Origin of the sequence: Heyndrickxia vini (assembly GCF_016772275.1) — a bacterium.
In the GTDB taxonomy this organism is placed as follows: Bacteria; Bacillota; Bacilli; order Bacillales; family Bacillaceae_C; genus Heyndrickxia; species Heyndrickxia vini.
The window spans coordinates 2,712,809-2,738,607 of record NZ_CP065425.1; the positions used below are offsets into that span (position 1 = coordinate 2,712,809).

Sequence of the window (25,799 nt, forward strand, 5' to 3'; positions counted from 1 at the left end):
CTCTCCTTATTATTCATTTTGGGCGATAAAAATCTATTCGTAATTTTTCTTCAGTTCATTCCATTGTTGGTCAAAGCTATCAAATGGGTCTTGCGTTTTTACGTTTGTTTCCCTAGCATCATTTTTCTTATAATGTTTATATCCAGCATACAGAATAAAAATTGCTAGTATCCCCGCTAATGCAGGTAAACTTGCTAGGACAGCAAACAAACTACATATTCCAACCATTGCCCAAAATAGTTTTCCAAAAAAGGAATCGCATTTCATAAATTGCTTTAGCGAAAAGTACACTAATACTAAGCTAATAGCTAAACCGATCATATGTCCCAAACTTCCTAAAGCTACGATAATTAGAAAAGCAGCTACTCCGAACAGCAAAACTTTCTTCATTTTCATTGACCTCCTTTCGATATACTAATCATAAGAAAAAATTGAATAATCGATAACAATCCCCAGCTTTATTTTTCTATACGACTTAAGGCGTATATGAGTATACTGATATATAAAAAAAGGATGACAAATTGTCATCCTCTACATAGCTTCTAACATTTTAAATTGTGCTTTGACTAATCGGTAATATTCACCTTGATATTTCATTAGTTGATCATGATTTCCTTCTTCAATAATCTTCCCATGATCAAGAACAAAGATTTTATCCGCTTCACGGATAGTTGATAGCCGATGGGCTATGATTACTGATGTTCTTCCCTTAAGTAATGTACGTAAAGCATACTGTATTTGTACTTCTGTTTCAGTATCAATACTTGCCGTTGCCTCGTCTAAAATAATAATTCGTGGATCTGCAAGCAACGCTCGTGCAAAGGATAATAGTTGACGTTCGCCAACTGACAATATATTTCCTCTTTCTTCAACTTGCGTTTCATAACCGTTTGGCAGTTTTTCAATAAAGTGATGCGCACCAATCGCTTTAGCGGCATCAATGGCCTCTTTATCTGATGCATCGGGGCGGCCAAATTTAATATTTTCCATTATCGTTCCGGAAAAGATAAATGTGTCTTGCAGAACAACACTAATTTGATTTCTTAAACTCCTTAAAGAAATATCTTTTAAATCACAACCATCAATCTTTACTACACCGCCAGTTGGATCATAAAATCGACTGATCAAATTCGCAATGGTTGTTTTTCCGGAACCTGTATGACCAACTAATGCAATGGTTTGACCCGCTCTCATCTCAAGATCGATACCTTTAAGAGCTAAACGATTATCATCATATGAGAACTCCACTTTTTCAAACTGGACATGACCTTTCATTGCTTGCAGTTGAATCGCATTTTCACTTTCGTGAACAATTGGCGTTTCGTCTAAATATTCGAAAATTCTTTCTGAAGAAGCCATAGCCATTAGAAGTTGATTATAAACCTGACCGATTCGGGAAATAGGCTCCCAGAACATTCCTAAATAAAATGCATATGAAACAAATTCTCCAAGATTCATTGCTTCGGTACGAATTAAATGTGAACCATACCAAATGAGAACGGCTGAACCAACGGCATTTGTTAATTCAATCAATGGCCGAAAAAAAGCATTTTTTTTCGTAGCAATTCTCCAAGCTTCATAATTTTCCGTGTTTACACCATCGAAGAATTTCATATTTTCTTTTTCCTGTGTAAACGCCTGTGTAACTCGTATTCCTTGAATACTTTCGTTCAAATGTGAATTTAATTTCGATTGTTTAATTCTCATATACTGCCAAGAGCGACGAATATTTTGTCTGAGCTTCGTAGAAATAAAGAACATGATTGGTAAAATAATTAGGACCGCTAGAGTTAATTGAGGGCTTAATGTAAATAGAATAACAATGACCCCAACTAACATAATCATATCCATTAATAAGTTAACGACCCCATTAGTAAACAAATCTTGAAGTGAATTTGTATCATTCATAATCCGTACAAGAATTGAACCCGCAGATCGTTGATCAAAAAAGCGATGGGATAAATGTTGGACATGTGTAAATAAATTTTTCCGAATATCATATATTACTTTCTGTCCAAGCTGATTCATCCACCGTATTCTAAAAATATTGGCACCATACGATATCAAGTATAAAGCGGCAATCAAGACGACGATGATCGTCAGAAAATCTCCATCCTTTTGTCTTATTCCTTTTTCAATTGCATACACCCCGATTAAAGTTGGAATAATCAATCGGATTGCGGTGTTCAAAAGCATCGCCGCAAATGATTTTGGTAGTAAATTTTTTGAATATGGTTTTAAATAATTCAACAGTCGAAGCATTTGCTTCCAGTTAAAGGGTTTGTCAATTATCTGTTCAGTCGAATAGTTAAACCTTTCAACTTGTTTTCCGTTCTTTTCTTTAGCCAATGAATTTCACCTCAACCTGTCTGGGATTGCAGTATGGCCTGCTGATCTTTATATTGAATTTTGTATATCCGCTCATATGGTCCGCCATTTGCTAATAATTCGTCGTGTACACCTCTTTCAACGATTTTTCCGTCTTCTAACACGAGGATTTCATCGGCATGTTTCAGTGATGAAATACGATGGGCGATAATAAAAGTCGTTCTGCCCTTCATTACTTGACGTAACCCTTCTTGAATTTTAAATTCAGTATCCATATCAACTGCACTTGTTGCATCATCTAAAATCAGGATACTTGGGTTTAAGCATATAGCACGTGCAATCGCGATTCTTTGTTTTTGACCGCCTGATAAGCCCAGGCCTCTTTCACCAAGCATTGTATCGTATCCATCGGGTAATTCCATGATAAAGTCATGTGCTTGTGCTCTTTTTGCTGCTTCAACAATTTCTTCCATCGTTGCATGTGGACGTCCATAAGCAATATTTGCTTTAATAGTTGATGAAAATAGGAAGGATTCCTGCAAGACAATCCCTATATTTGAACGTAATGATTGAATTGAATATTCATTAACCGGTTTTCCATCGATTAATACCTTTCCTGAAACTGGTTCGTAAAATCGCGTCATTAACTGGGTAATGGTCGTTTTACCGGAGCCCGTTGCACCGATTAACCCGATAACTTTCCCCGGTTCCGCTTTAAAATCGATATTTTTTATCGCTGCATTCTCATCGCCAAAATATTGAAGAGTTACATCTTGAAATTCAACCTCACCTTTCAAGCGTTTAGCTTCAAATGCATTGTGTTTATCAACAATTTCATTATCAGCTTCTAAAATTTCTAATAAACGCTCCCCAGATGCTTTTGACTGTGAGAATAAATTAATTGTGAAACCAAGATTGATAATCGGCATGAGGATATAACCTAATAAACTATAAAAAGCAACAAGTTCTCCCGGCTTTAAGCTACCATTTATAACAAGATATCCACCATAGGACAATAAAATAATGATTCCTATGTTCCCTATCAACTCCATCAACGGAAAATACTTTGCCCAAATATTTGCAGTGCTTATTTGCTGATCACGGTAATCGTCATTAGAAAGATTAAACTTCGAGGTTTGAAACTCTTCTCTTGATAAAGATTTAACTGTATTGATTCCACTTATATTCTCTTGAACATTCGTATTAAGCTTTCCAAATGATTTTCTAATTCCTCTAAAAGCGGGATGGACAACCTTATCAAACTTATAAACAGAGACTGCTAGAAATGGCAGCATAATCATTGTCATCAACGTTAATGAAACTGAATAATAAAACATGACACTAAAACTAATCCCTAAAATTAAAATAAAGCGTAATGCCTCGGAGAAACCAAATGATAAGAAAAAGCGAAATCCTTCTACATCGGCTGTTAATCGGGACATTAAGTCACCGGTTTTCGCATTATCATAATACCGAAACGGTTGAAATTGAAGTTTTTTATAGAGTTCATTACGGAGACGATAAACAGAGGTAATTCCGAATAGGTCGCCTGTATATTGTTGAATAAAGGTTGCAACCCCTTTAACAAGCATAAGTATAACAAACCCAATTGATAAGTATGGTATCATTTCATATTTCTTATCATATATCACTTCATCGATTGTTAATTGTAAAATAATTGGATAAATAATTGTTATCGCCGTAACAATTATTAAAAAAAACATGGACGTTATAAACAAACGTTTATATGGCATATAAAAGTCCTTTAACTTTTTAAATGTATCCATTTCATTCCCCCCACTTGTAAAAAATAATATAAACGTAATATTAAATATAACGGTTATCGAAATATTTATCCATCCTTTTGTTCCAATTTTTATAAAATTTTTTTGTTTCTATATATTCTAAGATGTAAAATAAATCAAGTGGAAAAAACCGTTGTTTTGTAGTAATTTGTAAATAAAATGTAAAACAAATTCAATGTGATTTTTGCTTTAATAAGGTTTATCATTTTAAATGGGGGGAATATATAAACGCCTCACTAACAACTGAGATAAGTATCGAAAGGATGTATTAGATGGATTGGATTACAAAAAAATTAACAGAGTTTGATTGGACAGGTTTCCTGCTCCAGGTTGGAATGTTTTTATTAAAACTCGTTATTATCTACATCATTTATAAAATCGTAAAAGTGATTGGAAGGAAAATCATTCATACCTCTTTTGAAAAATATCAAAGCAGAATGACAATTTCAACCGCAAGATCGAAAACATTACAAAACCTAGTTGATAATACATTTTCGTATGTTTTAGTTTTTATACTTTTTGTAACATTACTACAAACGTTAGGGATTAAAACAACAGGAATTCTTGCCGGGGCGGGGATTGTCGGCCTAGCAGTAGGTTTCGGAGCTCAAGGGCTTGTCAGCGATGTTGTTACAGGATTTTTCCTATTATTAGAAAAGCAAGTAGATGTTGACGACTATGTAACGATTGGCAGTTTTTCCGGGGTTGTCGAACAAGTGGGTTTACGGACAACTCAAATTCGCTCTACAGATGGAACATTGCATTTCCTTCCAAATCGCCAAATTACTACATTAAGTAATCATTCACGCGGAAATATGCAAGCACTAGTTGATTTCTCCATTGGAGACCCATCTTCAATCGATCATGCGATAAATATCATACAGCAGGCATGTGATCAAATAGCAATAGAAGATGATAATATTGTAGAAGGACCCAATGTATTAGGTGTTCAGTCATTCGAAAGTTCGGATATCCAGCTACGAGTTATTGCAAGAACAAAGAATGGAAAACAATCAGGTGTAGAACGAAAATTGAAAAAGGTTATTAAAGAAACTATTGATTCACAAATAAAAGTAAAGGAAAATTCGAATTAGGTATATAAAAAAGATAGGTAAAATTTGTACCTATCTTTTTGTTTTCAAATCATAAAGTTTGGATATATTCAATGATCGTGCTAATAGAAAAATCGATAGCATTCTCTTTTGGATTTATTTTTGCGTGATGCAAACCGAACGGTGAATCAACTCCTAGCCAAAACATAAATCCCGGAATTTCCTTTAACATGTAGCCAAAGTCTTCTCCCGTCATTGCCTCTTTGCAAATAAAAAGGTTCACATCTTCTCTTTGTTTCAAAAATTCCATGAAATGCTTTGTTGGTAACTCATGATTGTATACTTGATGATACATGCTGCCATAATCAATGCTTGCTTCACATTCAAACCCATTTTCTAAGCCTTTAACAAGCGCTTCAATCCTTTTCTTTACCTTTTTCATCGAATCAACCGAAAGGGTGCGAATAGTCCCTTCTAGCCTTGCAGTCTCTGCAATAATGTTTTGAACTGTACCACCTGTAATTTTCCCTACAGTAATAACAGCACTATCAAGCGGATCAACATTTCTTGAAATAATAGATTGGAGGTGGGTAACTAGATAAGAAGCTGCTACAACCATATCATTCGTTTGGTGAGGATAGGCGGCATGCCCTCCTTTTCCTTTTAGATCAATAAATAGTTCGGATGTATTAGCAAATAATAACCCTTCTTTAACTGCAATCGTGCCGACAGGATACTCCGGTGCAATATGTAAGGCAAAGATAAGATCCGGCTTCCATTCTTTAAATTCTTTACTTTGCAATAATGGTTCTGCTCCACCGGGTCCCTCTTCAGCAGGTTGAAAAATAAAAAGTAAATTGTCTTTAATAGGATGATGAACGAAGAAAGTTAATACACCGAGTGCAATACTCATATGAAAGTCATGTCCACACGCATGCATCCTACCTTCGTGCTCTGATTTAAATGTTAAATCGGTTCTTTCATCAATCGGTAACCCATCGATATCCGTCCGGTAACCAATTGTTTTAGAAGGATTTGTCCCAAATATTTTAACAAGCAGTCCTGTCCTCCATTTGCGAATTTCATACCGATCTTCGGGCAATTTTTGAATATAATTCAGAAGATATTCTTGCGTTTTAAATTCTTTAAATCCTAGTTCAGGGATTTTATGTAGTTCACGGCGAATTTGCACAAATTGGCTTAGTTCCATTGTTTATTTCCCCTTTTATAAAAAGCCTAGCAATTGCCAGGCTTTTCTACTTCATTAATTATAGATTACGGAGTTCTTGTTTAATTTCAATTTTTGACTTTGTTTTTTCATCTATTTCTTTTAATTTTTTAGCCGGAACTCCTGCAACAAGTGTATTCGGGGGAACATCGCTCACTACTATTGCTCCTGCGGCTACTACAGAACCTTTTCCAACTGTTACACCTTCAAGGATAACCGCATTTGCACCGATAAGTACATCGTCTTCAATAATAACCGGTTTCGCAGATGGCGGCTCAATTACTCCAGCTAAAACAGCTCCAGCCCCAACATGGCAATTTTTCCCTACAGTTGCTCGTCCGCCTAATACGGCATTCATATCAATCATTGTGCCATCACCAATAACGGCACCAATATTGATGACTGCTCCCATCATAATAACAACATTATTACCAATTTCAACTTGGTCACGAATAAATGCACCTGGTTCAATTCGAGCATTAATATTTTTCATGTCCAGCAAAGGAATAGCAGAATTACGTCGATCATTTTCAACTACATAATCTTCAATTTTATCCCGATTCGCTTCCAACACAGCGGATATTTCAGACCATTCACCAAATACAACTCCACTGTTTCCATTAATAAATGTTTGAGCATGCTCACCAAAGTTAACCCCCGTTAAAGTTCCTTTTACATACACTTTTACCGGTGTTGTTTTTTTGCTATTAGAGATAAAAGAAATAATTTCATTTGCATCCATTAGGATAAATCCCCCTTCTATTATGTATGGAAATTACTTTATCAAACTAAATCTTGATATACAAGATAAAAGATTAAAAAGTATGTGGTTGATTTGCTATAAAATCGTTTATCACTTCAACAAAAGCTTGTACTTGTTTCAGTTTAAAGGCAGATTCATAGCCAAGTAACCATGTATCGCGTTTTAATCTTTGATCATGATCACCTTTCAATGGAATCTTATACATATCTTTTGCAGATTCATTTAAAGTAATCGCTGGTAATATCGCATATCCGATTCCATTGAAAGTCATTTGCTTACATGTTTCAATTTGGTCAACCACGATCGTACGTTTTGGGGTCGTCTGAAATTGACGGTGCCACCAATCTTGAATTTCTTGATAATAATTGGAGTCACTTTTAAATTGGATAAATGGCCGATCCGTTTTCAACACATCTTCAACATGTTGGATTTCTTTATCTACCAAATATAACGTATCTTCAAATAAATGCTTTTTATGTCCTTTCCAATCCGTAGAGCCACGAAGAATTCCAATATGAACTTCATCATCATAAAGCGATTTTAATATTTCGCTACTCCAACCGGTAATTAATGAAATTTTCGCATGAGGATATTGATCCACAAATGTTTTCAAAACTTTAGGAAGCCAATTTTGACCAACAATCGAAGCACAAGCAATTTTTAAAGTACCATGCACTTTAGATTCTAAAGTTTGAATTTGTTCTTTAACTTTTTCTTCTTGGTCGAGTACATTATTTGCAAATCGAATCACCAACTCACCAGAAGGTGTTAAGATCAATCCTTTTTGTGTTCGCAGGAATAATTTAGTTCCCCATTGTTTTTCAATATTTTGCAGTCTTTGCGATAGTGCGGGTTGAGAAACGAAAAGGCGCTCCGCAGCCTTACGCATATTCATTTCCTCCGCAAGAACAGATAAAAGGTAAAATTCATTTGTCGACATTTTCATACCCCAATAAGTTTTACTTATATTATATCTAAAAATAGACTAGTTTACATGTTCTATACTAACCAATTCAAATATGTAATAAATTTTTAAACTCAATTCAAACTTTTTGTTGCCCCCTGGCGTCTATTTACCGTAACAGTCGAAAGGGACTGTAACAATAAATCTAGATACAAGCTCTTCCTCGAGGGAGCCCGGTGCAAAAAAGCAAGATAATGTAGAAAAAGGAGTTCTTTTTTCATGAAGAAAAAAAAGTCAGCTGACCAGTTAACATCTTTCATTTTTGAGCACAAGGAAGATTTTTATCGACTCGCTTATAGCTATGTAAAAAATTCTGAAGATGCATTAGATATTGTTCAGGAATCAATTCAAAAGGCAATTGTAGCAAAAGATTTTGTAAAAAATCCCCTTTCAATTAAAAGTTGGTTTTATAAAATTGTCGTAAATACTTCCTTAGATTACTTAAGAAAGTCAAAAAAAATCACTTTAGTTAATGACGAAACACTAGATTTCTTTAGTTCCGGAACAGAAGATGTTTATCAAAACATTGATTTAAAAAGATCCTTAGAGGAACTTCCACTCAAATATCGAACGGTTATTATTCTCCGATATTTTGAAGATTTAAAAATAGAGGATATTGCTTCTATTTTAAGCGAAAAGGTTAGTACAGTAAAAACTCGCCTTTATAAAGCTCTGGAGCTATTAAGAATAAAAATGCAATGAACTAGATTTTAAGAGTTGTGTTACACAAAAATTTTTTAGAGTAAATCCAATTAAATCGGAGGACTAGAAAAATGGATAAAAAATTAGAAAAAATGAAAAGTGAGTATAAAAATATACCTATCCCTAAAGAATTAGATGAAGTTGTTAAAAAAGCAGTACAGACGAAAAGAAAAAAGCCTTTTCACTATCAATGGCTAGTAGGAGTGGCCGCAGCCGCAGTTATTTTTACGGGAAGCGTGAACATTAGTCCAACATTTGCAAAAACTTTAGCAACCATTCCTGTAATTGGTCCTATAGTTGAGGTTATTACCATTAAAGAAATTCATATAGACGAAAAAAATTACAATGCACATTTGAAAACTCCGAAAATAAATCATCTTGATAATAAGTCTTTAGAAAATAATTTAAACAAAAAATATATAGAAGAAAACCAAAAATTATATAAGGATTTTTCAAAAGAAGTAGAAACACTAAAAAAACAAGGCGGCGGCCATTTAGGCATTGATTCGGGATATGAAGTTAAAACGGATGATGAGCGTATTCTTTCTATCGCCCGTTTTGTTGAACAAACACAGGCTTCCTCGTATACAACAATTAAATTTGATACGATAGATAAGAAAAATAAAATTCTATTAACGCTTCCAAGTCTGTTCAAAGATAGTAAATATATAAATATAATTAGTGAAAATATAAAAGAACAAATGAGAAAACAAATAAAACAGGATGATAATAAAATATATTGGGTCGATCAGGCAGGACTAGAAGATTTGAATAAAGATGAGGTATTTAAACATATTTCTGCTGATCAAAACTTTTATATTAACCCTGATCATAAATTAGTGATTTCTTTCAATGAATATGAAGTTGCGCCTGGATATATGGGAGCAGTGGAATTCGTTATTCCGACAGAAATACTTTTAAATGATCTCGTTGGCCATGAATATATTCAATAGTTAAAGAAATAAATAAAAAATAGCAATAAAAAAAATAAGCTCCCAGTTTTTATGGGAGCTTATTTTTTTACCAAATCATATTACGGATACTTATAAATGATTTAATTTTTGTACATGCTTTTTTAATTCCTTAAGCAATGATCTTCTTGTAAAAATTCCTGCAAAATAGCCCTCATTATCCTCTACACATAGAAAAGGATGATCGATAAGAAGACCTAAAGCTTTCTCAAAGTGGTCATCAATGTGTAATCTTGGTATTTTCGTTGTCATGACATCTTCCACTTTTTTTTCGCTCAGTTTTTCAAATTCAATTCTTTCTAGGCCTAAAATCGATTCAGTAATTAAGGATGAACTAATAAGCCCGTGTAATTTGTATTTTGGATCTAATACTGGGATAGCTGAATAGCCGCTTTTTGTAAGTACTAATAATGCATGTTCCAGACTATTGCCAATCTGAACATGTGCCACTTTTTCCGAAGCGATCATAAAATCATTGATTTTTGGTTCAAGAAATTCGTTACTCTGTAAGGAAATCATAATAAAACTCCCTTGTTATGTTTTAAGGTTTCCCTACATTATTTTATCACAAGACTAAGAATTAAGGACTGATTAACCTTATTTAAATTTATTTCTTTTTTTTAAGAATCGTTTTAATCTCTTGCAATTCTTTTTTCGTACTAATTAACTCAGCTACAATTAACAACATTAATAACAATTGAATCCCTATTAATAAATAAATCATATTATCCCCCTAACTTTTCTAAAAAAAAAGAGCCTTAAGATTGAAGGCTCTAAGATGGATTCTTTTCTTCTTGCACTAGGTCGAAAATTTCTATGGCAGTAATATCAATATCATCAAATTGGTATTTATTCACTTTCTTATCTTCATCATATTCTTCGAGTTCAAATGTATCTGTTGCAGGGAAGAATTTCACTTGACATAATGTTTTTCCGTTTACTTCAAATCTTCGTTGTTGAATTTCACCGGTATCTTTTGCATCCTGCATTGCCTTTAATCTTTGGATTATTCCTAATAGTTGGGACATAATAAACTCCTTTCCTAATTACGCGTGTTTCACAATTTAAGTCACCGATTTATCATAACCTAAACGAGAAATGATTACCACTCTCAATTTGCCTAAACAAACATGACTTAATATTGCCATTATTCATAAATGGAAACATTGAATTTTAATCCTATTTATACCTCTATTTTATCATTCCCGAAAGTTGAATTCTAATAACTACTATGGCATTAATTTATTTTTAAAAATAAAGAAAATTCGTTATACTGTTGGTAGTAAAGTGAATAAAAACACAACTAGGGGGATATATTTTGAACACGATAGACATTGATGGAAGAATTAAGTTAATCGATTTAAACGATCTTAACCAACCAAAAAGAACTGGTTCATATGTATTACTTGAGGATTCAATTACATTAATTGAAACATCGGCAAGTCCATCGATTCCTTACTTAAAAGAAGGGCTTGCCAAGCTAAATATTGGGTTAGACCAAATCAAATATATTATCCTAACACATATTCATCTTGACCATGGCGGTGGAGCGGGACTGTTTCTTAAAGACTGCCCTAATGCACAAATTGTCGTCCATCCAAAAGCTGCACGTCACTTAATCGATCCAACTAGATTAGAATTAGGTGCGAGAGCTGTTTATAACGAGCAATTTGACCAACTATTTCACCCGATTATTCCTATCCCTAAAAGTCGAATTATAACAAAAGAAAATGAGGAAACCTTGCAAATTGGCTCAAAAACATCACTAATCTTCTATGACACTCCAGGACATGCGAACCATCATTTTGGTATTTATGATCCTGTTTCTAACGGGATGTTTACAGGGGATACTGCTGGCATTTACTATTGGACGTTAAAAGAACATGGATTTGACCTCTTTTTGCCAACTACTTCCCCGAATCAATTTAATCCATTGGCGATGATTGAGTCGATTAAGTTCTTTGAACAGAAAAACTTAAGCGTCCTTTATTTTGGACATTTTGGATTTACAAAAAAGGTGGCTTTAGCATTAGATACAGTTAAGAATTGGATTCATAAATTCGTTGAATGCAGCAAAAAAGGATATTTATCAAGTGAATTGGATGAGCGTCGGATTGAAAATACCTACCTTGCTTTGCGAGCAGCTATTTTTGATTTTTTATATTCTGAGCAAGTCCCGAAAGACCATCCAGTTTTCGCCACCTTAGAACTCGATTTGAAGATATGTTCAATGGGATTAATTGATTATTTGGATAAAAAAGAATAAAAGAAAGCAGACATTACTGCTTTCTTTAAATGATGCGTAAAAAGGAGTTAAGACTAAAAAAGCGATGATTGAATTTCTCTAAAGGATGGTTTAAGTTCAAATTTTTATTTACCGAAGAAAATGAATGTATTATATAACCTTTCGTTCCCTCGGTCATACCTGTAGTATCCTTTTGTTTGCCCTCTATTTGGTTTACAATTTTTTCGGGTACTTTTTCTAAAACCTCATCAATCTTCCACTTGCCATTTTCACGAATTAATCGCACACCTTTGTAATCTTTTTCATATTGCACAGGTCCTTCTTGGCGATGATTAATAGATTCAACAACATAAAAACAATTTCTATCTTTTACGACAATTGTATTTTCATCATAAGTAAAGAAAGGGATATAGTATAATGGAAAATCAGTTCCAAAAGTTTGATAACCGTGGTCTGTTTTAACTAGATTTTCTTTAAGAAATAATGGAATAAATTTTCTCGTGAAATATGGCTCCATTAACTCTTTAATATCTTTTAGTGACCGTTCCTTTTCACTCAATTGTACTTGCGCGTCAAAAGCCCTTTTTACGATCGGTTTAATCGATGAATCGTCCGTACTTGCATACACATTAATGGCTTGTCCACTACAAAGAATTATTAAAATAAAAACACTGGCAACTGTAAAGATTCGCATTATTATTCCTCCTTCGATTGTGATGCATTAACTTGTTTACACACATGAGGCTTGCAAACTTATTGTAACAATAGAAATTTGTCGATATACCATAAATGTTTCGCAAAATTCGAACAAGAACTGACAAATGATATTATTGTATTGTATTCCCTAATAAAAAAAATTATAACTAGTTCGCTACTCCTAAAAAAAATCCATCCTTAATTGGATGGATTTCTTTTACGTTAAAAGATATTCGATACAACTGTCTTTGGTATAACTATTCTAACCGTGACTAATGGATTGACAATTTGACTTATTTGTAGATCACAAACTGCACTGAGTAGCCGGTAGGCATCATTAAATGATAAGGACAACTTTTTTTCAAATAAACTCACTACTGCCTCCATCCCTTTGTTTGAAGCTTGTTCAATGCTTTCCGCGGAAGAAATATACATAAATGATTCCGCTGTTTCTACTATAGGCATAGGGATCGGTTCATGTATTTTTGACACTGTCATTGTTACTTTTCCACCAATTTCTATACCAGAACCATCCAGTTCACCGTCACCCATCGATGCATGTAAATCTCCTAAGGCTAACATTCCCCCATCATGATAGACGGGAAGATATACTTTGCTTCCGATAGTAATATACTTAGTATCCATATTACCACCATGATCACCGGGTGACTCACACAAAACATCCCCTTCAAGTGGAGCAGTGCCAATCACACCAATCATCGGCTTAATTGGTAGTTCTAGAAATTCATTAAATAAAATTTTTCCATTTTCAACATGAAAAATTTTCGTGTCTGTCTCTTTCACCAGTTCACCTAGAGGACCCATTCCCGGATATAAGACCATTACACCCTGTTTATCTAATTGAATATCTTCGATGTCAACGACCAGGGTTTCACCCTTTTTAAGATTATTTATAAAAATTGGACCCGTCGCAGGATTAATATAATCAATTTGCATATTTGGGCGCAACTGCTCGGCGCTTGTAATAACTCCTCCGTAGCAATCAAATGTTTCAACGGAAAAAGTTTCACCTAAATCAACTGTATAAGCTGGTTGATGCAAAGAAGAAAAACTTAATATAGATTGCTCTTTTTGAAATGTTTTCAAAAATTCCCCACCCTTTATACTCTAGTCTTCTGAAACAACACAACCTTCATCTGTGCAGTATTCGCTTTTTGATTTATTAGGATTGATCACTTTCAAAGGTGTTTTCCCATTTTCCTCTTCCCACACCATATTTAATGCATTTACAAATGCTTCAACAGGTTGTGCTCCGGAAACTGCGTATTTTTGATTTATTACAAAGAATGGGACACCCGAAATTCCGATTTGTTTCGCCTCAGCCTCATCAGCTCTCACAGCATTTGAATATGCAGAGCTATTTAACATTTCAATTGTTTCTTCACGATTTAAACCGATATCCTCCGCCAAATCTGCTAAAGTATTGTAATCACTTATTTTTTTTGAGTCTGTAAAATACGCTTTCAGCAAGTGTTCAGTCATTTTAGCACCAAACGATTTTTCCTCAGCAAATTTCGCCAGACGATGGGCATCAAATGTATTTGTTGGGATCATCGTATCAAATTGATAGATTAATCCTATTTCTGCTGCTTGTTTCCCTATATTGTTATTTGCTTCTTTGGCTTGCTCAATGCTCATGCCATATTTCTTTGCCAATGTCTCATGTATGTTCAATTTATTATTCTTACTTGCATTCGGATCTAATTCATAGCTACGATAAGCGATTTCAACTTGATCCCTTTCTGGAAACTGTTTTAATGCCATTTCTAGCCGTCTTTTACCTATATAACAAAATGGGCATACAAAATCAGACCATATTTCTATTTTCATTTATAACACATCTCCTAGCTTTAATCTTTTCATATTATAATAACACTCTCGTATGGAGATTATCACGAAAAGTGCTTCACATAATGTTAAGCTATGTGTTAAAAAGGATATTGATTTAACCATTGACCGCCATCCATTGTAATGCACTCACCATTAATATATGCTGCTTGTTCGGAAAAAAGATAATAAGCTAGCCCCGCGATTTCTTCTGGTGTTCCTAATCGTCCTAGTGGTACACTATGTAGTGTTCTTTTTGCAGCCTCCTCCGATTCCCAGAGTTTATCCGCTCCACCCGTTCTTTCAATAGGTCCGGGTGCAATCGCATTTACCCGTATTCCATATTTTCTTCCCCACTCAACAGCTAGAGTACGGGTTAAAGACAATACTCCTGCCTTAGCGGCGGCAGAATGTACGACACCAGGACCAGCATCCCAAGCATATGTTGCTACCATATTTAATATGCTTCCTTTTATCTTATTATCAATCCAATAATTTCCTACTGCCCTTGAGCAATAAAAAGTTCCATTTAATACAATATTTATTACAGAATTCCACCCATTCACAGATAACTTTTCTGCATGAGTAATAAAGTTTCCTGCTGCATTATTCACTAAAAAATCAATTCTACCAAACTGATCATTTACTTCTTGTACCATCCTGTCAACGTCTTCCGGATTTCTTACATCCATCTGTACAGTCAAAATATTTGAATGAAACTGCAGTAACTCCTTTTTTACATTTTCAAGGCGTTCTTCATTCCTTCCAGTAACAACAACACTCGCCCCTTCTTTTGCAAAGCGATACGCCATATGCATTCCCATTCCACTGGAGCCACCAGTAATAATTACAACTTTATCTTTCAATTACTTCTCCTCCTTCATGAATGAATATTCACTCATATTGTATCACGAAATGATTTTTAATACTGAAAATTATTTTTATTAAAACAATACACGAAAATTTAAGAATCAAAAAACAGTACCATATATAGCAGCCCTTTTAAGTGTCTACTCTATATGATACTGTTTTTAAAACGTAGATTCTATTTATCTTCCATTTTATTTAATAAAGATTCATTTAATTTAGTTAACGAACGAATGATTGATTTTTTTCGAGAATACCCTTTAACTGTCACCGTAATATCATTATATTCCGTATAAACCTGTCCCCAAGCACCTGAAGGAGAAAATCCATATGAAAATATTTTTAATACCCCTTTTTCGGTAGGAAAATAGATTATATCCAAATGCTCATGTGGTGTCATTAATGAAACCTCCCTTTTATAAACATCAAATGGTAACTTTCATTTTCATTTAAGCCTCTAAACTAATTATATAATAAAATAGTATGATTATAGTTACAATTTTAACTGCAAATTTATCCATATTTTCTAAACATACTTTAAAACAATTAAGGGATGTTCATTATGATTTTGAATTTTGTTGTTTCTTTAATTAAAAATCATTAATTTAATAATACTTTTTCTTCGATTTCTTTCGCACTAACCGGTCGACTAAAATAGTAACCTTGCGCTTTTTGACATTGAGCAGAAACAAGAAATTGAACCTGATCTTCTTCCTCAACACCTTCCGCAATAACTTCCATGCCTAAATTATGGGCAAGATGAATGATTGTTTTTGTAATTGCTGCGTCTTTTTCATTGACTTGAATTTCGCGGACAAAAGACTGATCAATTTTCAAAATATCAATAGGAAATCTTTTTAAATAGTTTAACGAAGAATATCCCGTACCGAAATCATCAACAGAAATTATTATTCCAATCTCCTTTAAACGATGCAGCATTGAAAGTGCAGCGATTGTATCTTCCATTGCACCTTCAGTGATTTCGATTTCCAACGCAGAAGCCGGTAATTTATTCATAAATAATGCTTTTTGAATGATTTCAGGCAAGTTTGTTTGCATAAACTGCTTTGGAGAAATATTAATTGCGACACGTATATCATAATAACCCTTATTACGCCAATCTGCTAATTGGGAACAAACACTCTGTATTACCCATTCTCCTATTGGAATAATTAGTCCTGTTTCTTCGGCCAATGGGATAAACTGTGATGGTGGAACATTTCCAAATTTCCTGTTTTGCCAACGTAATAACGCCTCAAATGTTGTAATTTTACCCGTTTTCAAATTTACTTGTGGCTGATAATGCATAACAAACTCATTCATCTCAATAGCTTTACGCAAGTGAGCTTCCATCAAAATATAATTTGGAAAAGCATCTTTCATATCCGAACGATAAAATCGAAAATGTCCCTTACCTTTTTCTTTTACTTGAAGAAGTGCACCATCGGCATTTTTTATTAAAGTTTCTGAATCCCGTCCATCTGCCGGAAACATACTTATCCCTATAGATGGTGTGACATAATAATCCTGTCCATTAATATCAAATGGGATATTAAACAAAGCTAAAATATTTTGTGAAAATCGATTGACTTCTCTTTTTTCATGGCCTGGCAATAAAATGACAAACTCATCTCCACCTAAACGGTAAACACGATAATTAGCTAGTTTTAATGTCCCTAATCTTTCGGCTGTTTGTTTTAACAGCACATCGCCGGCTTGATGGCCAAGTGTATCATTGAAATATTTAAAACGATCTATATCCATGTATAATAAAGCAAATTCACGCTTTCTTTGCTTTGAATTGGCAATTTCTAATTGCAAATGCTCCATAAGTGCTCGACGATTCCATAATCCAGTCAAATGATCATGCATTGCCATAAAATTCATTTTTTCGTGATTCTCCCACAGTTCGGTTAGATCACGAATAATAATGTAAATACCAAATATCTTTTCATTCACTACTATCGGTACAGTTTTTAATTGGGCATTTATCTTTCTTTCTTCATTTCCGATAAAAATACAATCACTTGTTTGAGGTTCTCCTACTAATGTATTTGTCATGACTCGAAAAATTTCAGATACACTTTTTTTGTCTACAAATTCATAAATCGAACGATTAAGCATTTGTTTCTCCGAATAACCAAACATTTCTTGACTTGCAGGATTTACATTTAATATTCGTCCTTTTTCATTCACAGAAAATATCGCATCTAAATTATGTATAATAAGAGATTGATATATTTCTGTACTCTCTACTAATTTTTTTTTCTCAAAAGCAGTATACGAAATATCTCTTGTCACCGAAACAATATAATTAATAGTATTGTCACTATCTTTAATTCCAGAAAGACGGGATTCAAAAATTCTTTTTCCCCCGTTTTCGGTTTCTATTTCATCCGTATAGATTACGGTATCGTTTGTTTTTAATACTTTCCTATAGTTATGGATTAAATGTTTTGCACGCTCTATCGGTAAAGCTTCTGTTAATAATTTGCCCATATCACTATTATGAAGATTAGCATGTTTTAATCCCTTTTCATTAGCATATACGTAGCGAAAATCTTCCCCTTGTTCCACTTTCATAATAAAAATCATATCTGAAAGCTGCGTAAAAAAAATGTCTTTAACCATTTTTTCTTCAAAAAGTTGTTCAGGATGTTTCATATCATTTATTTGTCTATTATTATTCTGATTCATAATCTCATCCTTTTTTTACCCTTGTTTTCCAATTAACCCATAAAAAATTTGTTGTATTTTCTCTATTTATGTCTATTTTACAAGGAAATAAGAAAAAAGAATAGGAACATTTAAAAAATAATTTAAAATGGATAAACTAAAATTTGGCCGGATTTTTTAAACCCGGCCTTTAAATTATTTGTTTGATATGAAAGACCACCAATTTCCTTTATGTCCAATTAGGAAAATGGGAAGTTTAATAAAATCGTTAATTTTCAGACAAGCTTTGCAATACAGTTCATTAGTAGTATAATATGGGTAATATTTTTATTTTTACTTTGCACAGACATACGAAGAATTACTTTGAAAAATATGAAAGGAGATCTTTTTTTGAATTCGCACGATTCCGCTCCATTAAAGCCTACAATTTTAAACCTTTCTCAAGCGATCTTTACAGTGAATCGCCATGCAAAGACTGCTACAAATCCAAAGTATTTGTATAAGCTTAAAAAAGCAACAATTGAAAAAATGATTATTGAAAAAAAGGCTAGTAAAGTAGGACTACACTTTTCAGAAAACCCTAAATATAGCAAACAACAATCAGATGTCCTTGTAAAATGTGGAGATTATACTTTCCATATTCCACCTTCGAAACAAGACTTTCAAGAACTCCCACATCTAGGAAAACTTGATCACTCATCTAAAAATCCAAAATGTCGAGTTCCGCTTAATCAAGCTAAACAATTATTGGAACGGTATACGGGTATCTGTGAGCTGCACCATTCACAGCACCAGCATCGGCAAAAAGCTACGAGACCCATTTTTAAAAAACTTGGTGAACGATATTAAAAAAATAAAATAACCAATAAAAATGGACTCTAAAGTAGGAGAGTCCATTTTTATTATGTCTAGGTCAAGAAACCTAACCCTTCGAGGGCACAAGGCGCCTTTGCTTTTCCTTTTGTCTAACTGCAGCGCCTAGCCTTAGCTTTTCTATATTATATGTTTGTCAATTTTTAATATTAATTCATTTATTTCAGGTTTGCTTACTTGATCATCTGCACCCACGACTTCACCCTTATGTCGTAAGCTATCTGTAATCAATGAGGAAAAAATAATGACTGGCACTTGGGACAGTTGCTCATTGTTTTTAACTTTTTTCGTAAAATGATGGCCGTCCATTTGTGGCATTTCAATATCTGTAATAATTAATTGTACTTCATCTAAAATATTCTTACCTTCAATAAGTATCGATTCTAAATAATGAAAAGCATCTTTTCCATTTTCGAAAAATTCCACATTTTCATAACCCGCTTCATATAATGTATCATGTATCAACTTTCTTAATAAGGAAGAATCTTCAGCAACCACGATTTTCTTAGATGAACGTTCCCTTTTACCAAGCTTTTTTATTTCATTTTTATTTATACCTGTATCCGGATTTATTTCGGTAACGATTCGTTCGAAATCCAACATCAATATCATATGGTCATTTTTCTTTATTACTCCAATTATTTGTGCCCCATCCCCTGAATATAAATCGGATGGTTTCTCGATTTGATTCCATGATATTCGATGTATTTGGGTTACGTTTTGTACTTGAAAGACTACTTTTTGTTTGTTAAATTCAGTAACAATGTATTTTTCATTAGAATTATCAGCCGATTCTCCAAGTTGAAGAACTTTTCTTAAATCGACAACAGGTAATACTTCGCCCCTTAATTGAATGATACCTTTAATAAATGGATGGGCATGAGGAATATATGTAACAGGCAATGGTTGTATAATTTCCTTAACCTTGATGACATTAATCCCAAAACTGTTGTTATGTATTTGAAATTCTATTATTTCTAATTCATTTGTTCCACTATCTAATAAGATTCCATTTGAGCTTTCCATAAAAGACGTCCCTTCACAGTTATTCATTGTAAATATATCATGAAATAGGTATATTGTCTGTTGTATAAGGTAATTTTGCAATAATTTCTCTTTTATTCTATTTGTGTCATGATAGAATATAAAAAAGTAATATAAAAGGATGAAGAAAATGGAACATTTACTTAATCAACAAGTGATCGATATTGAAATATCTGGCATTAGAAAGTTCTTTAATATGGTGAGTGATATTGATGATTTAATTTCATTTACAATAGGACAACCTGATTTTCCTACCCCGGAGCATGTGAAACAGGCTGGAATTAGCGCGATTAAAGAAGACTTTACTTCTTATACACATAATGCTGGTTACTTAGAGCTAAGAAAAGCAGCGAGCGATTTTGTTTTAAAAAAATATGGATTAACCTATCGTCCTGAAGATGAAGTCATTGTCACTGTCGGTGCCAGTGAAGCGATAGATATTGCCCTACGTACGATTTTAACGAAAGATGATGAGGTACTTTTACCCGGACCTATCTATCCTGGATATGAACCAATTATCCGAATATGTGGTGGTGTCCCAATCCATATTGATACTAGGGATTCACAGTTCAAATTAACAGCTGAAAAAATAAAACCGTTTTTAACTGATAAAACAAAATGTATAATTTTACCTTACCCTTCAAATCCGACGGGCGTAAGTTTATCTGAACAAGAAATAAAAGAAATTGCCTCTTTACTAAAAAGTAAGGATATATTTGTCATTGCCGATGAAATATATAGCGAACTCGTTTACGACAATGCCCACTATTCGTTAGCATCCGAATTAAGAGAAAAAACTATCGTCATAAATGGATTATCAAAATCCCATTCGATGACAGGATGGCGGGTTGGATTTTTATTTGCTGATCAATCACTTTGTAAGCATTTCTTAAAAGTACATCAATATAATGTATCCTGTATATCATCAATCTCTCAAAAAGCTGCTTTTGAAGCACTAACAAAAGGAATCGATGATGCTAAAATAATGCAAAAGGAATATTTTAAACGAAGAGAATATGTTCGTTCACGGTTATCGGAAATGGGACTGGAATATGTAAAACCAGATGGTGCGTTTTACTTTTTTGTTAAAATTCCGGAAGGTTTCTCTACTAACTCTTTTGATTTTGCTCTCGATTTAGCTAATAAGGCAAAAGTGGCCGTAGTTCCCGGAAGTGCCTTTTCCGAATATGGTGAAGGATATTTCCGTCTATCTTACGCTTGTTCAACAGAAGTTCTCCAAAAGGGATTGAATCGATTAGAAGCGTATTTAAATAACATGAGTTAATTACAAAAGCGTATCCCACAGCATTGTTGTGGGATACGCTTTGTCTAGCTCCAGCGCCTATCGACTAGAAAACTTCAGGACTTTTCCCTACGATAAGTCAACATCGATTTGCCTTGCATCACCCGCGTTTCCTTTATCTCAGTCAAAGTCCTTCCAGTTTTTACGTCGATGAGCAAGGCGCTTCCGCTTTTCTCATTATTGACCTTTATACTTTCCATTATTTTTACTTGCTTTTTCTTTCTTCGCCTTGTCTTTATGGATTTTATTTGCAGCTGCACTTCCCATTTCGTGTGCGAATTCTTCGTTTAACACAGACGAATCAAAGCCTTTTTTGTTTTTTTGATCTGCATCGTTTTTCTTCGTTCGTTTCGCCATTTATTCTTCCTCCAAACATAAATAATGTCAGACATGTTTAGTTTGAATAATTGGCTAAAAATTATTCCCAATACTTGATCAAAGCTTGTGTTCCACTATTCTCTTCACCTTTTTCGGACAATTGATCATAAAGTTTTTTCGCAAGTGAAAGTCCCGGTAGGTGTAAATTCATTTTTTCAGCTTCTTCTAGTGCGATTCCCATGTCCTTAATAAAATGTTTGATGAAAAATCCAGGGGAATAATCGTTCACTAACATTTTTGGGGCTAGATTTGATAATGAAAAACTCCCAGCAGCTCCCGCACTAATCGATTTCAAAACATTTTCTGGATTTAAACCGGCATTTTTCGCATATACAATTGCTTCTGCTACACCGATCATATTTGTAGCAATGGCAATTTGATTACACATTTTTGTATGTTGGCCAGCCCCTGCTTGGCCTTGGTATACAATATTTTGTCCGAAACACGATAGAATTGGAAATACTTTTTCAAAGATGGATTTATCTCCACCAACCATTACTGTAAGTGTTCCGTTTTTTGCCCCAATATCTCCACCAGAAACGGGTGCATCCAATGAATGTAGATTTTTTTCCTTTGCAGCATGGTAAATCTTTTTTGCAAGAGTTGGTGTGGATGTTGTCATATCAATTAGGGTGGCTCCTTTGCGAGCATGAGCGATTAACCCATCCGCTCCGAAGTAAACCTCTTCTACATCATATGGATAGCCTACTATTGTAATTACGACATCTGCACGTTTAGCAACATCTTTTGGCGTATCACACCATATTGCGCCATATTTGATTAACTCCAGCGCCTTATCTTTTGATCGATTATAAACAAAGATCTCATAATTTTCCTTTAATAAATGGTAAACCATACTCTTCCCCATTATGCCCGTTCCGATAAAACCAACCGATAATTGTTTAGTATCCATGTAAATTCTCCTTTAAAAATTTAATATAACAAAAAAAAGAACCCGCGAAAAACGGGCTCTTAAGAAAAGAATAGGGGATGTGAGAAAAAATCTCCAATTTATGCTTACTCTTATATTACCCTTTTAAAAAATATATAAACCAACCTATATTGATTTTATTTTTCCTCCATCTACTAGAAAACTGCTCCCCGTCACATAGGAATTAGCTTCAGAAGCTAAAAATACGACAATGTTTGCAAATTCTTCTGGTTTCCCATATCTTTTTAATGGGATCGTTTGTTTCTCCATTTCTTCGACTTCTTCAATTGATTGATTGTTTTTCGCGGCATTGATTTCATCCAAATGCTTTACACGATCGGTAGCAATCCGACCTGGTCCGACCGTATTTACTAATATATTATATTTTGCAAGTTCCATTGATAACGATTTAGATAAACCGACAATTCCCGTTCTGAATGTATTAGAAAGGATTAGACCTGGTATCGGCTCTTTAATTGAAGAAGAGGCGATATTAATAATTTTCCCGCCGTTTTTCTTTAATAATGGCAAACATTCTCTTATGACTCGTATGTAGGAAAGTAAATTAAGTTCAAATGCATTTTGCCATTGTTCATCGGATATTTCTTCAAATCCTCCGGCTGGTGGTCCACCTGCATTGTTGATTAAAATGTCTAACGAACCGTATTCACGTTTTAATTTGTCCATAACTGAACGGATTTGCCCTGGATCGGTAATATCACAGCCAATAAAATCGACTTTGCCAGTCCCAACTGTAGAAAGTTCCTCTTTAACTAACTTTAATTGTTCTTCATTTCTACTAGATAATAATACATTCGCTCCTTCTTGTACAAAAACTTTCGCGATAGCTTTACCTAACCCTTGACTTGAAGCGATAACCAATGCCGTTTTCCCTTTCAATCCAAGTTCCATTAAACATTCCTCCTTTTTATAAGTATAAACGATTCATAATGGTTGTTTCATTAATTTATAATAAAAAAAACAGACGAAATTTATCGTCTGTCAAAAGAAAATAGGGGGAAAAATGAGAAAGAAATTACTTACCTCAAAGATCTTACCTTCAATTAATCTTGAGATAATTAACTTTACCACCTATTTAAATCTATAAACCTTTTTCACTTTTACAACTAAATTACAATGAAGTAACATTCTTTACAGCTTCTAATACCTCATCATTTGTTTGAAGTTGTAAAACTTTTTCAGCTAATTTTTCCATATCGGATTTGTTCAGAGAACGGATTTGGGATCGTGCTTTTAAAATAGATGATGCACTCATCGAAAATTCATCAAGGCCAAGGCCAAGAAGAATCGGTATTGCAATTTCATCTCCTGCCATTTCTCCGCACATGCCAGTCCATTTACCTTCTTTATGTGAGGCATCAATAACCATTTTTACTAATCGTAAAATGGCTGGATTATATGGCTGATACAAATAAGAAACGCGTTCATTCATGCGATCCGCTGCCATTGTGTATTGAATCAAGTCATTTGTTCCAATACTAAAGAAGTCTACTTCTTTGGCGAATTGATCGGCAAGAACAGCAGTTGATGGAATTTCAACCATGATCCCAATCTCAATTTGGTCTGAAACCGGAATATTTTCCGCTTGAAGTTTATCTTTTTCTTCCAATAAAATTGCCTTTGCTTGGCGGAATTCATTCAATGTCGCAATCATTGGGAACATAATTTTCAAGTTACCATATACACTTGCACGTAAAAGAGCACGTAATTGTGTACGGAACATATCTTGTTCTTCTAAACATAAACGAATTGCTCTAAAGCCAAGGAAAGGATTCATTTCTTCCGGCAATTTTAAATAAGGAAGGTTTTTGTCCCCACCAATATCTAATGTACGAACAACAACAGATTTGTTCTTCATGCCTTCTAGTACAGCTTTGTAGGCTTCGAATTGTTCTTCTTCTGTAGGGAATTGGTCTCTTCCCATATACAAAAATTCGGTACGGTATAATCCTACTGCTTCACCGCCATTTGCTTGTACACCTTGCAAGTCATTTGGAGTACCAATATTAGCCGCAAGTTCTACATGATGGCCATCTTTGGATACAGTCTTTTCGTTGACAAGTTTTGCCCACTCAGCTTTTTGCTGTTCATACTTTACTTTTTCTTGTGTATATTGATCAATTACTTCTTGTGTAGGATTAATATGAACTTCACCATTTAATCCATCAACAATAACTAGATCACCGTTAGAAATATCTTCGATTGCAGTTTTTGTTCCCACTACAGCCGGAATTTCAAGCGATCTTGCCATTATTGCAGAGTGAGATGTTCTTCCGCCGATATTTGTTGTAAATCCTTTAACGAAATCACGATTAAGCTGAGCGGTATCGGAAGGAGTTAAGTCTTCTGCAACCACTATTACTTCCTCTGAAATCAGACTAGGATTTGGAATCTTAACATTTAATAAATGGGAAAGAACTCTCTTTCTTACATCTCGAATGTCCGCTGCACGTTCTCTCATATATTCATTATCCATTTGTTCAAACATCATAATGAACATATCAGTTGTTTCTTTTAATGCACTCTCCGCATTAATTTTTTCATCGTTAATTTTTCCTTCAACCGAAGAAATTACCTCTGGGTCATTAAGTACGAGAAGATGTGCATCAAAGATTGCCGCTTTATCTGCACCAAGCTTTTCATTCGCATGGTTTCGTATTACTTCAAGCTCAGAAGTAGCTGAAGCAATTGCGTCTTTAAATCGTTGAACTTCACTAGAACTATCATCAATTTGTTTTTTTTCAAATGATAGATCGGGTTCAACTAAACGGTATGCTTTAGCGATAGCAATTCCATTTGAAGCTGCTATTCCTTTTAATATTGTTGACATTATTCAGCTAAACCTTCTTTTTTCAATAATTCTTCAAGACTTTCTAATGCAGCTGCTTCATCGCTTCCTTCTGCACTAATAGAGATTTGAGCATCTTTACCAATTCCAAGTGACATTACACCCATGATTGACTTTAAGTTCACTTGTTTTCCGTTATATTCTAGTTGGATTTCAGAATCAAATTTACTTGCTGTTTGTACAAGTAATGTTGCTGGACGAGCATGAATTCCAGTATCTGCGATAACTTTAAATTGTTTTTGTGCCATTTTATAAA

26 protein-coding genes are annotated in these 25,799 nt (G+C 34.1%); 6 read left to right on the top strand and 20 right to left on the bottom strand.

The features are described 5' to 3' along the window. Nucleotides 1–33: 33 nt before the first annotated feature. The 3 genes from I5776_RS13565 to I5776_RS13575 all read right to left on the bottom strand — a co-directional run bounded on the left by I5776_RS13565 (nt 34) and on the right by I5776_RS13575 (nt 4,115). Nucleotides 34–390: a lmo0954 family membrane protein gene (locus tag I5776_RS13565; protein WP_202776928.1), complete on the bottom strand. Its 357-nt coding sequence runs from the start codon at nt 388–390 to the stop codon at nt 34–36. A gap of 141 nt (nt 391–531) precedes the next feature. Continuing rightward, a complete protein-coding gene (locus I5776_RS13570; RefSeq protein WP_246483788.1) occupies nt 532–2,349 on the bottom strand; it encodes an ABC transporter ATP-binding protein in 1,818 nt (605 codons plus the stop codon). 11 nt (nt 2,350–2,360) lie between these two features. Further along, a complete protein-coding gene (locus tag I5776_RS13575; RefSeq protein WP_202776929.1) occupies nt 2,361–4,115 on the bottom strand; it encodes an ABC transporter ATP-binding protein in 1,755 nt (584 codons plus the stop codon). A 290-nt stretch (nt 4,116–4,405) separates the two neighbouring features. Here I5776_RS13575 and I5776_RS13580 point away from each other — a divergent pair, with 290 nt between their 5' ends. Further along, a complete protein-coding gene (locus I5776_RS13580) occupies nt 4,406–5,227 on the top strand; it encodes a mechanosensitive ion channel family protein (protein WP_202776930.1) in 822 nt (273 codons plus the stop codon). Between the two features lie 49 nt (nt 5,228–5,276). Here I5776_RS13580 and I5776_RS13585 read toward each other — a convergent pair whose 3' ends face one another. From I5776_RS13585 to ccpC, 3 genes are all read right to left on the bottom strand, one after another. After that, nucleotides 5,277–6,395, bottom strand: a complete 1,119-nt coding sequence (locus I5776_RS13585; RefSeq protein ID WP_202776931.1) for an N-acetyldiaminopimelate deacetylase — start codon at nt 6,393–6,395, stop codon at nt 5,277–5,279. Nucleotides 6,396–6,453: 58 nt separating this feature from the next. Beyond that, nucleotides 6,454–7,155, bottom strand: coding sequence for a 2,3,4,5-tetrahydropyridine-2,6-dicarboxylate N-acetyltransferase (gene dapD, locus I5776_RS13590; RefSeq protein ID WP_202776932.1), 702 nt, complete (start codon nt 7,153–7,155; stop codon nt 6,454–6,456). A 73-nt stretch (nt 7,156–7,228) separates the two neighbouring features. Further along, on the bottom strand, nt 7,229–8,116 hold the full coding sequence (gene ccpC / locus I5776_RS13595) for a transcriptional regulator CcpC (protein WP_202776933.1): 888 nt from the start codon (nt 8,114–8,116) through the stop codon (nt 7,229–7,231). Nucleotides 8,117–8,359: 243 nt separating this feature from the next. Between ccpC and sigV the strand changes: the two genes are divergently transcribed. Together sigV and rsiV are read left to right on the top strand one after the other, a co-directional pair. Continuing rightward, a complete protein-coding gene (gene sigV / locus I5776_RS13600) occupies nt 8,360–8,842 on the top strand; it encodes an RNA polymerase sigma factor SigV (protein WP_202776934.1) in 483 nt (160 codons plus the stop codon). Nucleotides 8,843–8,913: 71 nt separating this feature from the next. Beyond that, nucleotides 8,914–9,795, top strand: coding sequence for an anti-sigma-V factor RsiV (gene rsiV / locus I5776_RS13605; protein WP_202776935.1), 882 nt, complete (start codon nt 8,914–8,916; stop codon nt 9,793–9,795). A gap of 90 nt (nt 9,796–9,885) precedes the next feature. Here the strand turns inward: rsiV and cbpB are convergent, their stop codons facing one another. Together cbpB and I5776_RS13615 are read right to left on the bottom strand one after the other, a co-directional pair. Then, nucleotides 9,886–10,332, bottom strand: coding sequence for a cyclic-di-AMP-binding protein CbpB (gene cbpB / locus I5776_RS13610; protein WP_202776936.1), 447 nt, complete (start codon nt 10,330–10,332; stop codon nt 9,886–9,888). Nucleotides 10,333–10,586: 254 nt separating this feature from the next. Further along, nucleotides 10,587–10,841, bottom strand: a complete 255-nt coding sequence (locus tag I5776_RS13615) for a YkuJ family protein (RefSeq protein ID WP_058002465.1) — start codon at nt 10,839–10,841, stop codon at nt 10,587–10,589. A gap of 290 nt (nt 10,842–11,131) precedes the next feature. Between I5776_RS13615 and I5776_RS13620 the strand changes: the two genes are divergently transcribed. Continuing rightward, nucleotides 11,132–12,079 (top strand): MBL fold metallo-hydrolase, encoded by a 948-nt coding sequence (locus I5776_RS13620; protein WP_246483789.1) that lies wholly within the window; start codon nt 11,132–11,134, stop codon nt 12,077–12,079. A gap of 25 nt (nt 12,080–12,104) precedes the next feature. Here I5776_RS13620 and I5776_RS13625 read toward each other — a convergent pair whose 3' ends face one another. The 6 genes from I5776_RS13625 to I5776_RS13650 form a co-directional block, all read right to left on the bottom strand. Further along, a complete protein-coding gene (locus tag I5776_RS13625; protein ID WP_202776937.1) occupies nt 12,105–12,752 on the bottom strand; it encodes a DUF3993 domain-containing protein in 648 nt (215 codons plus the stop codon). Between the two features lie 224 nt (nt 12,753–12,976). After that, on the bottom strand, nt 12,977–13,861 hold the full coding sequence (locus tag I5776_RS13630; RefSeq protein ID WP_202776938.1) for an acetamidase/formamidase family protein: 885 nt from the start codon (nt 13,859–13,861) through the stop codon (nt 12,977–12,979). 21 nt (nt 13,862–13,882) lie between these two features. Then, on the bottom strand, nt 13,883–14,605 hold the full coding sequence (locus I5776_RS13635) for a DsbA family oxidoreductase (RefSeq protein WP_202776939.1): 723 nt from the start codon (nt 14,603–14,605) through the stop codon (nt 13,883–13,885). Nucleotides 14,606–14,703: 98 nt separating this feature from the next. Continuing rightward, nucleotides 14,704–15,468 carry a 2,4-dienoyl-CoA reductase gene (gene fadH / locus I5776_RS13640; RefSeq protein WP_202776940.1) on the bottom strand — a complete coding sequence of 255 codons (765 nt, stop codon included), beginning with the start codon at nt 15,466–15,468 and terminating at the stop codon, nt 14,704–14,706. A 179-nt stretch (nt 15,469–15,647) separates the two neighbouring features. Continuing rightward, nucleotides 15,648–15,869: a hypothetical protein gene (locus I5776_RS13645; protein ID WP_202776941.1), complete on the bottom strand. Its 222-nt coding sequence runs from the start codon at nt 15,867–15,869 to the stop codon at nt 15,648–15,650. Nucleotides 15,870–16,069: 200 nt separating this feature from the next. Continuing rightward, nucleotides 16,070–18,166: a bifunctional diguanylate cyclase/phosphodiesterase gene (locus I5776_RS13650; protein WP_246483790.1), complete on the bottom strand. Its 2,097-nt coding sequence runs from the start codon at nt 18,164–18,166 to the stop codon at nt 16,070–16,072. A gap of 369 nt (nt 18,167–18,535) precedes the next feature. Here I5776_RS13650 and I5776_RS13655 point away from each other — a divergent pair, with 369 nt between their 5' ends. Further along, complete coding sequence (locus tag I5776_RS13655; protein WP_202776942.1) at nt 18,536–18,994, top strand: YkyB family protein; 459 nt, start codon at nt 18,536–18,538, stop codon at nt 18,992–18,994. A gap of 144 nt (nt 18,995–19,138) precedes the next feature. On the opposite strand, the gene I5776_RS13660 is transcribed toward I5776_RS13655, so the two are convergent. Next, nucleotides 19,139–20,044 (bottom strand): chemotaxis protein, encoded by a 906-nt coding sequence (locus I5776_RS13660; protein ID WP_202776943.1) that lies wholly within the window; start codon nt 20,042–20,044, stop codon nt 19,139–19,141. Between the two features lie 148 nt (nt 20,045–20,192). Here I5776_RS13660 and I5776_RS13665 point away from each other — a divergent pair, with 148 nt between their 5' ends. Then, entirely contained in the window at nt 20,193–21,347 is a 1,155-nt protein-coding gene (locus tag I5776_RS13665; RefSeq protein ID WP_202776944.1) for an aminotransferase A, read from the top strand. Nucleotides 21,348–21,542: 195 nt separating this feature from the next. Here I5776_RS13665 and I5776_RS13670 read toward each other — a convergent pair whose 3' ends face one another. The 5 genes from I5776_RS13670 to I5776_RS13690 all read right to left on the bottom strand — a co-directional run bounded on the left by I5776_RS13670 (nt 21,543) and on the right by I5776_RS13690 (nt 25,791). Next, nucleotides 21,543–21,722, bottom strand: a complete 180-nt coding sequence (locus tag I5776_RS13670) for a hypothetical protein (RefSeq protein WP_202776945.1) — start codon at nt 21,720–21,722, stop codon at nt 21,543–21,545. Between the two features lie 61 nt (nt 21,723–21,783). Beyond that, nucleotides 21,784–22,656: an NAD(P)-dependent oxidoreductase gene (locus I5776_RS13675; RefSeq protein WP_202776946.1), complete on the bottom strand. Its 873-nt coding sequence runs from the start codon at nt 22,654–22,656 to the stop codon at nt 21,784–21,786. 144 nt (nt 22,657–22,800) lie between these two features. Further along, entirely contained in the window at nt 22,801–23,586 is a 786-nt protein-coding gene (locus I5776_RS13680) for an SDR family oxidoreductase (protein ID WP_202776947.1), read from the bottom strand. A 220-nt stretch (nt 23,587–23,806) separates the two neighbouring features. Beyond that, a complete protein-coding gene (ptsP, locus tag I5776_RS13685) occupies nt 23,807–25,525 on the bottom strand; it encodes a phosphoenolpyruvate--protein phosphotransferase (RefSeq protein ID WP_202776948.1) in 1,719 nt (572 codons plus the stop codon). Continuing rightward, nucleotides 25,525–25,791, bottom strand: a complete 267-nt coding sequence (locus I5776_RS13690; RefSeq protein ID WP_202776949.1) for a phosphocarrier protein HPr — start codon at nt 25,789–25,791, stop codon at nt 25,525–25,527. The genes ptsP and I5776_RS13690 overlap by 1 nt, the downstream gene beginning before the upstream one ends. Between the last annotated feature and the right edge of the window lie 8 nt (nt 25,792–25,799).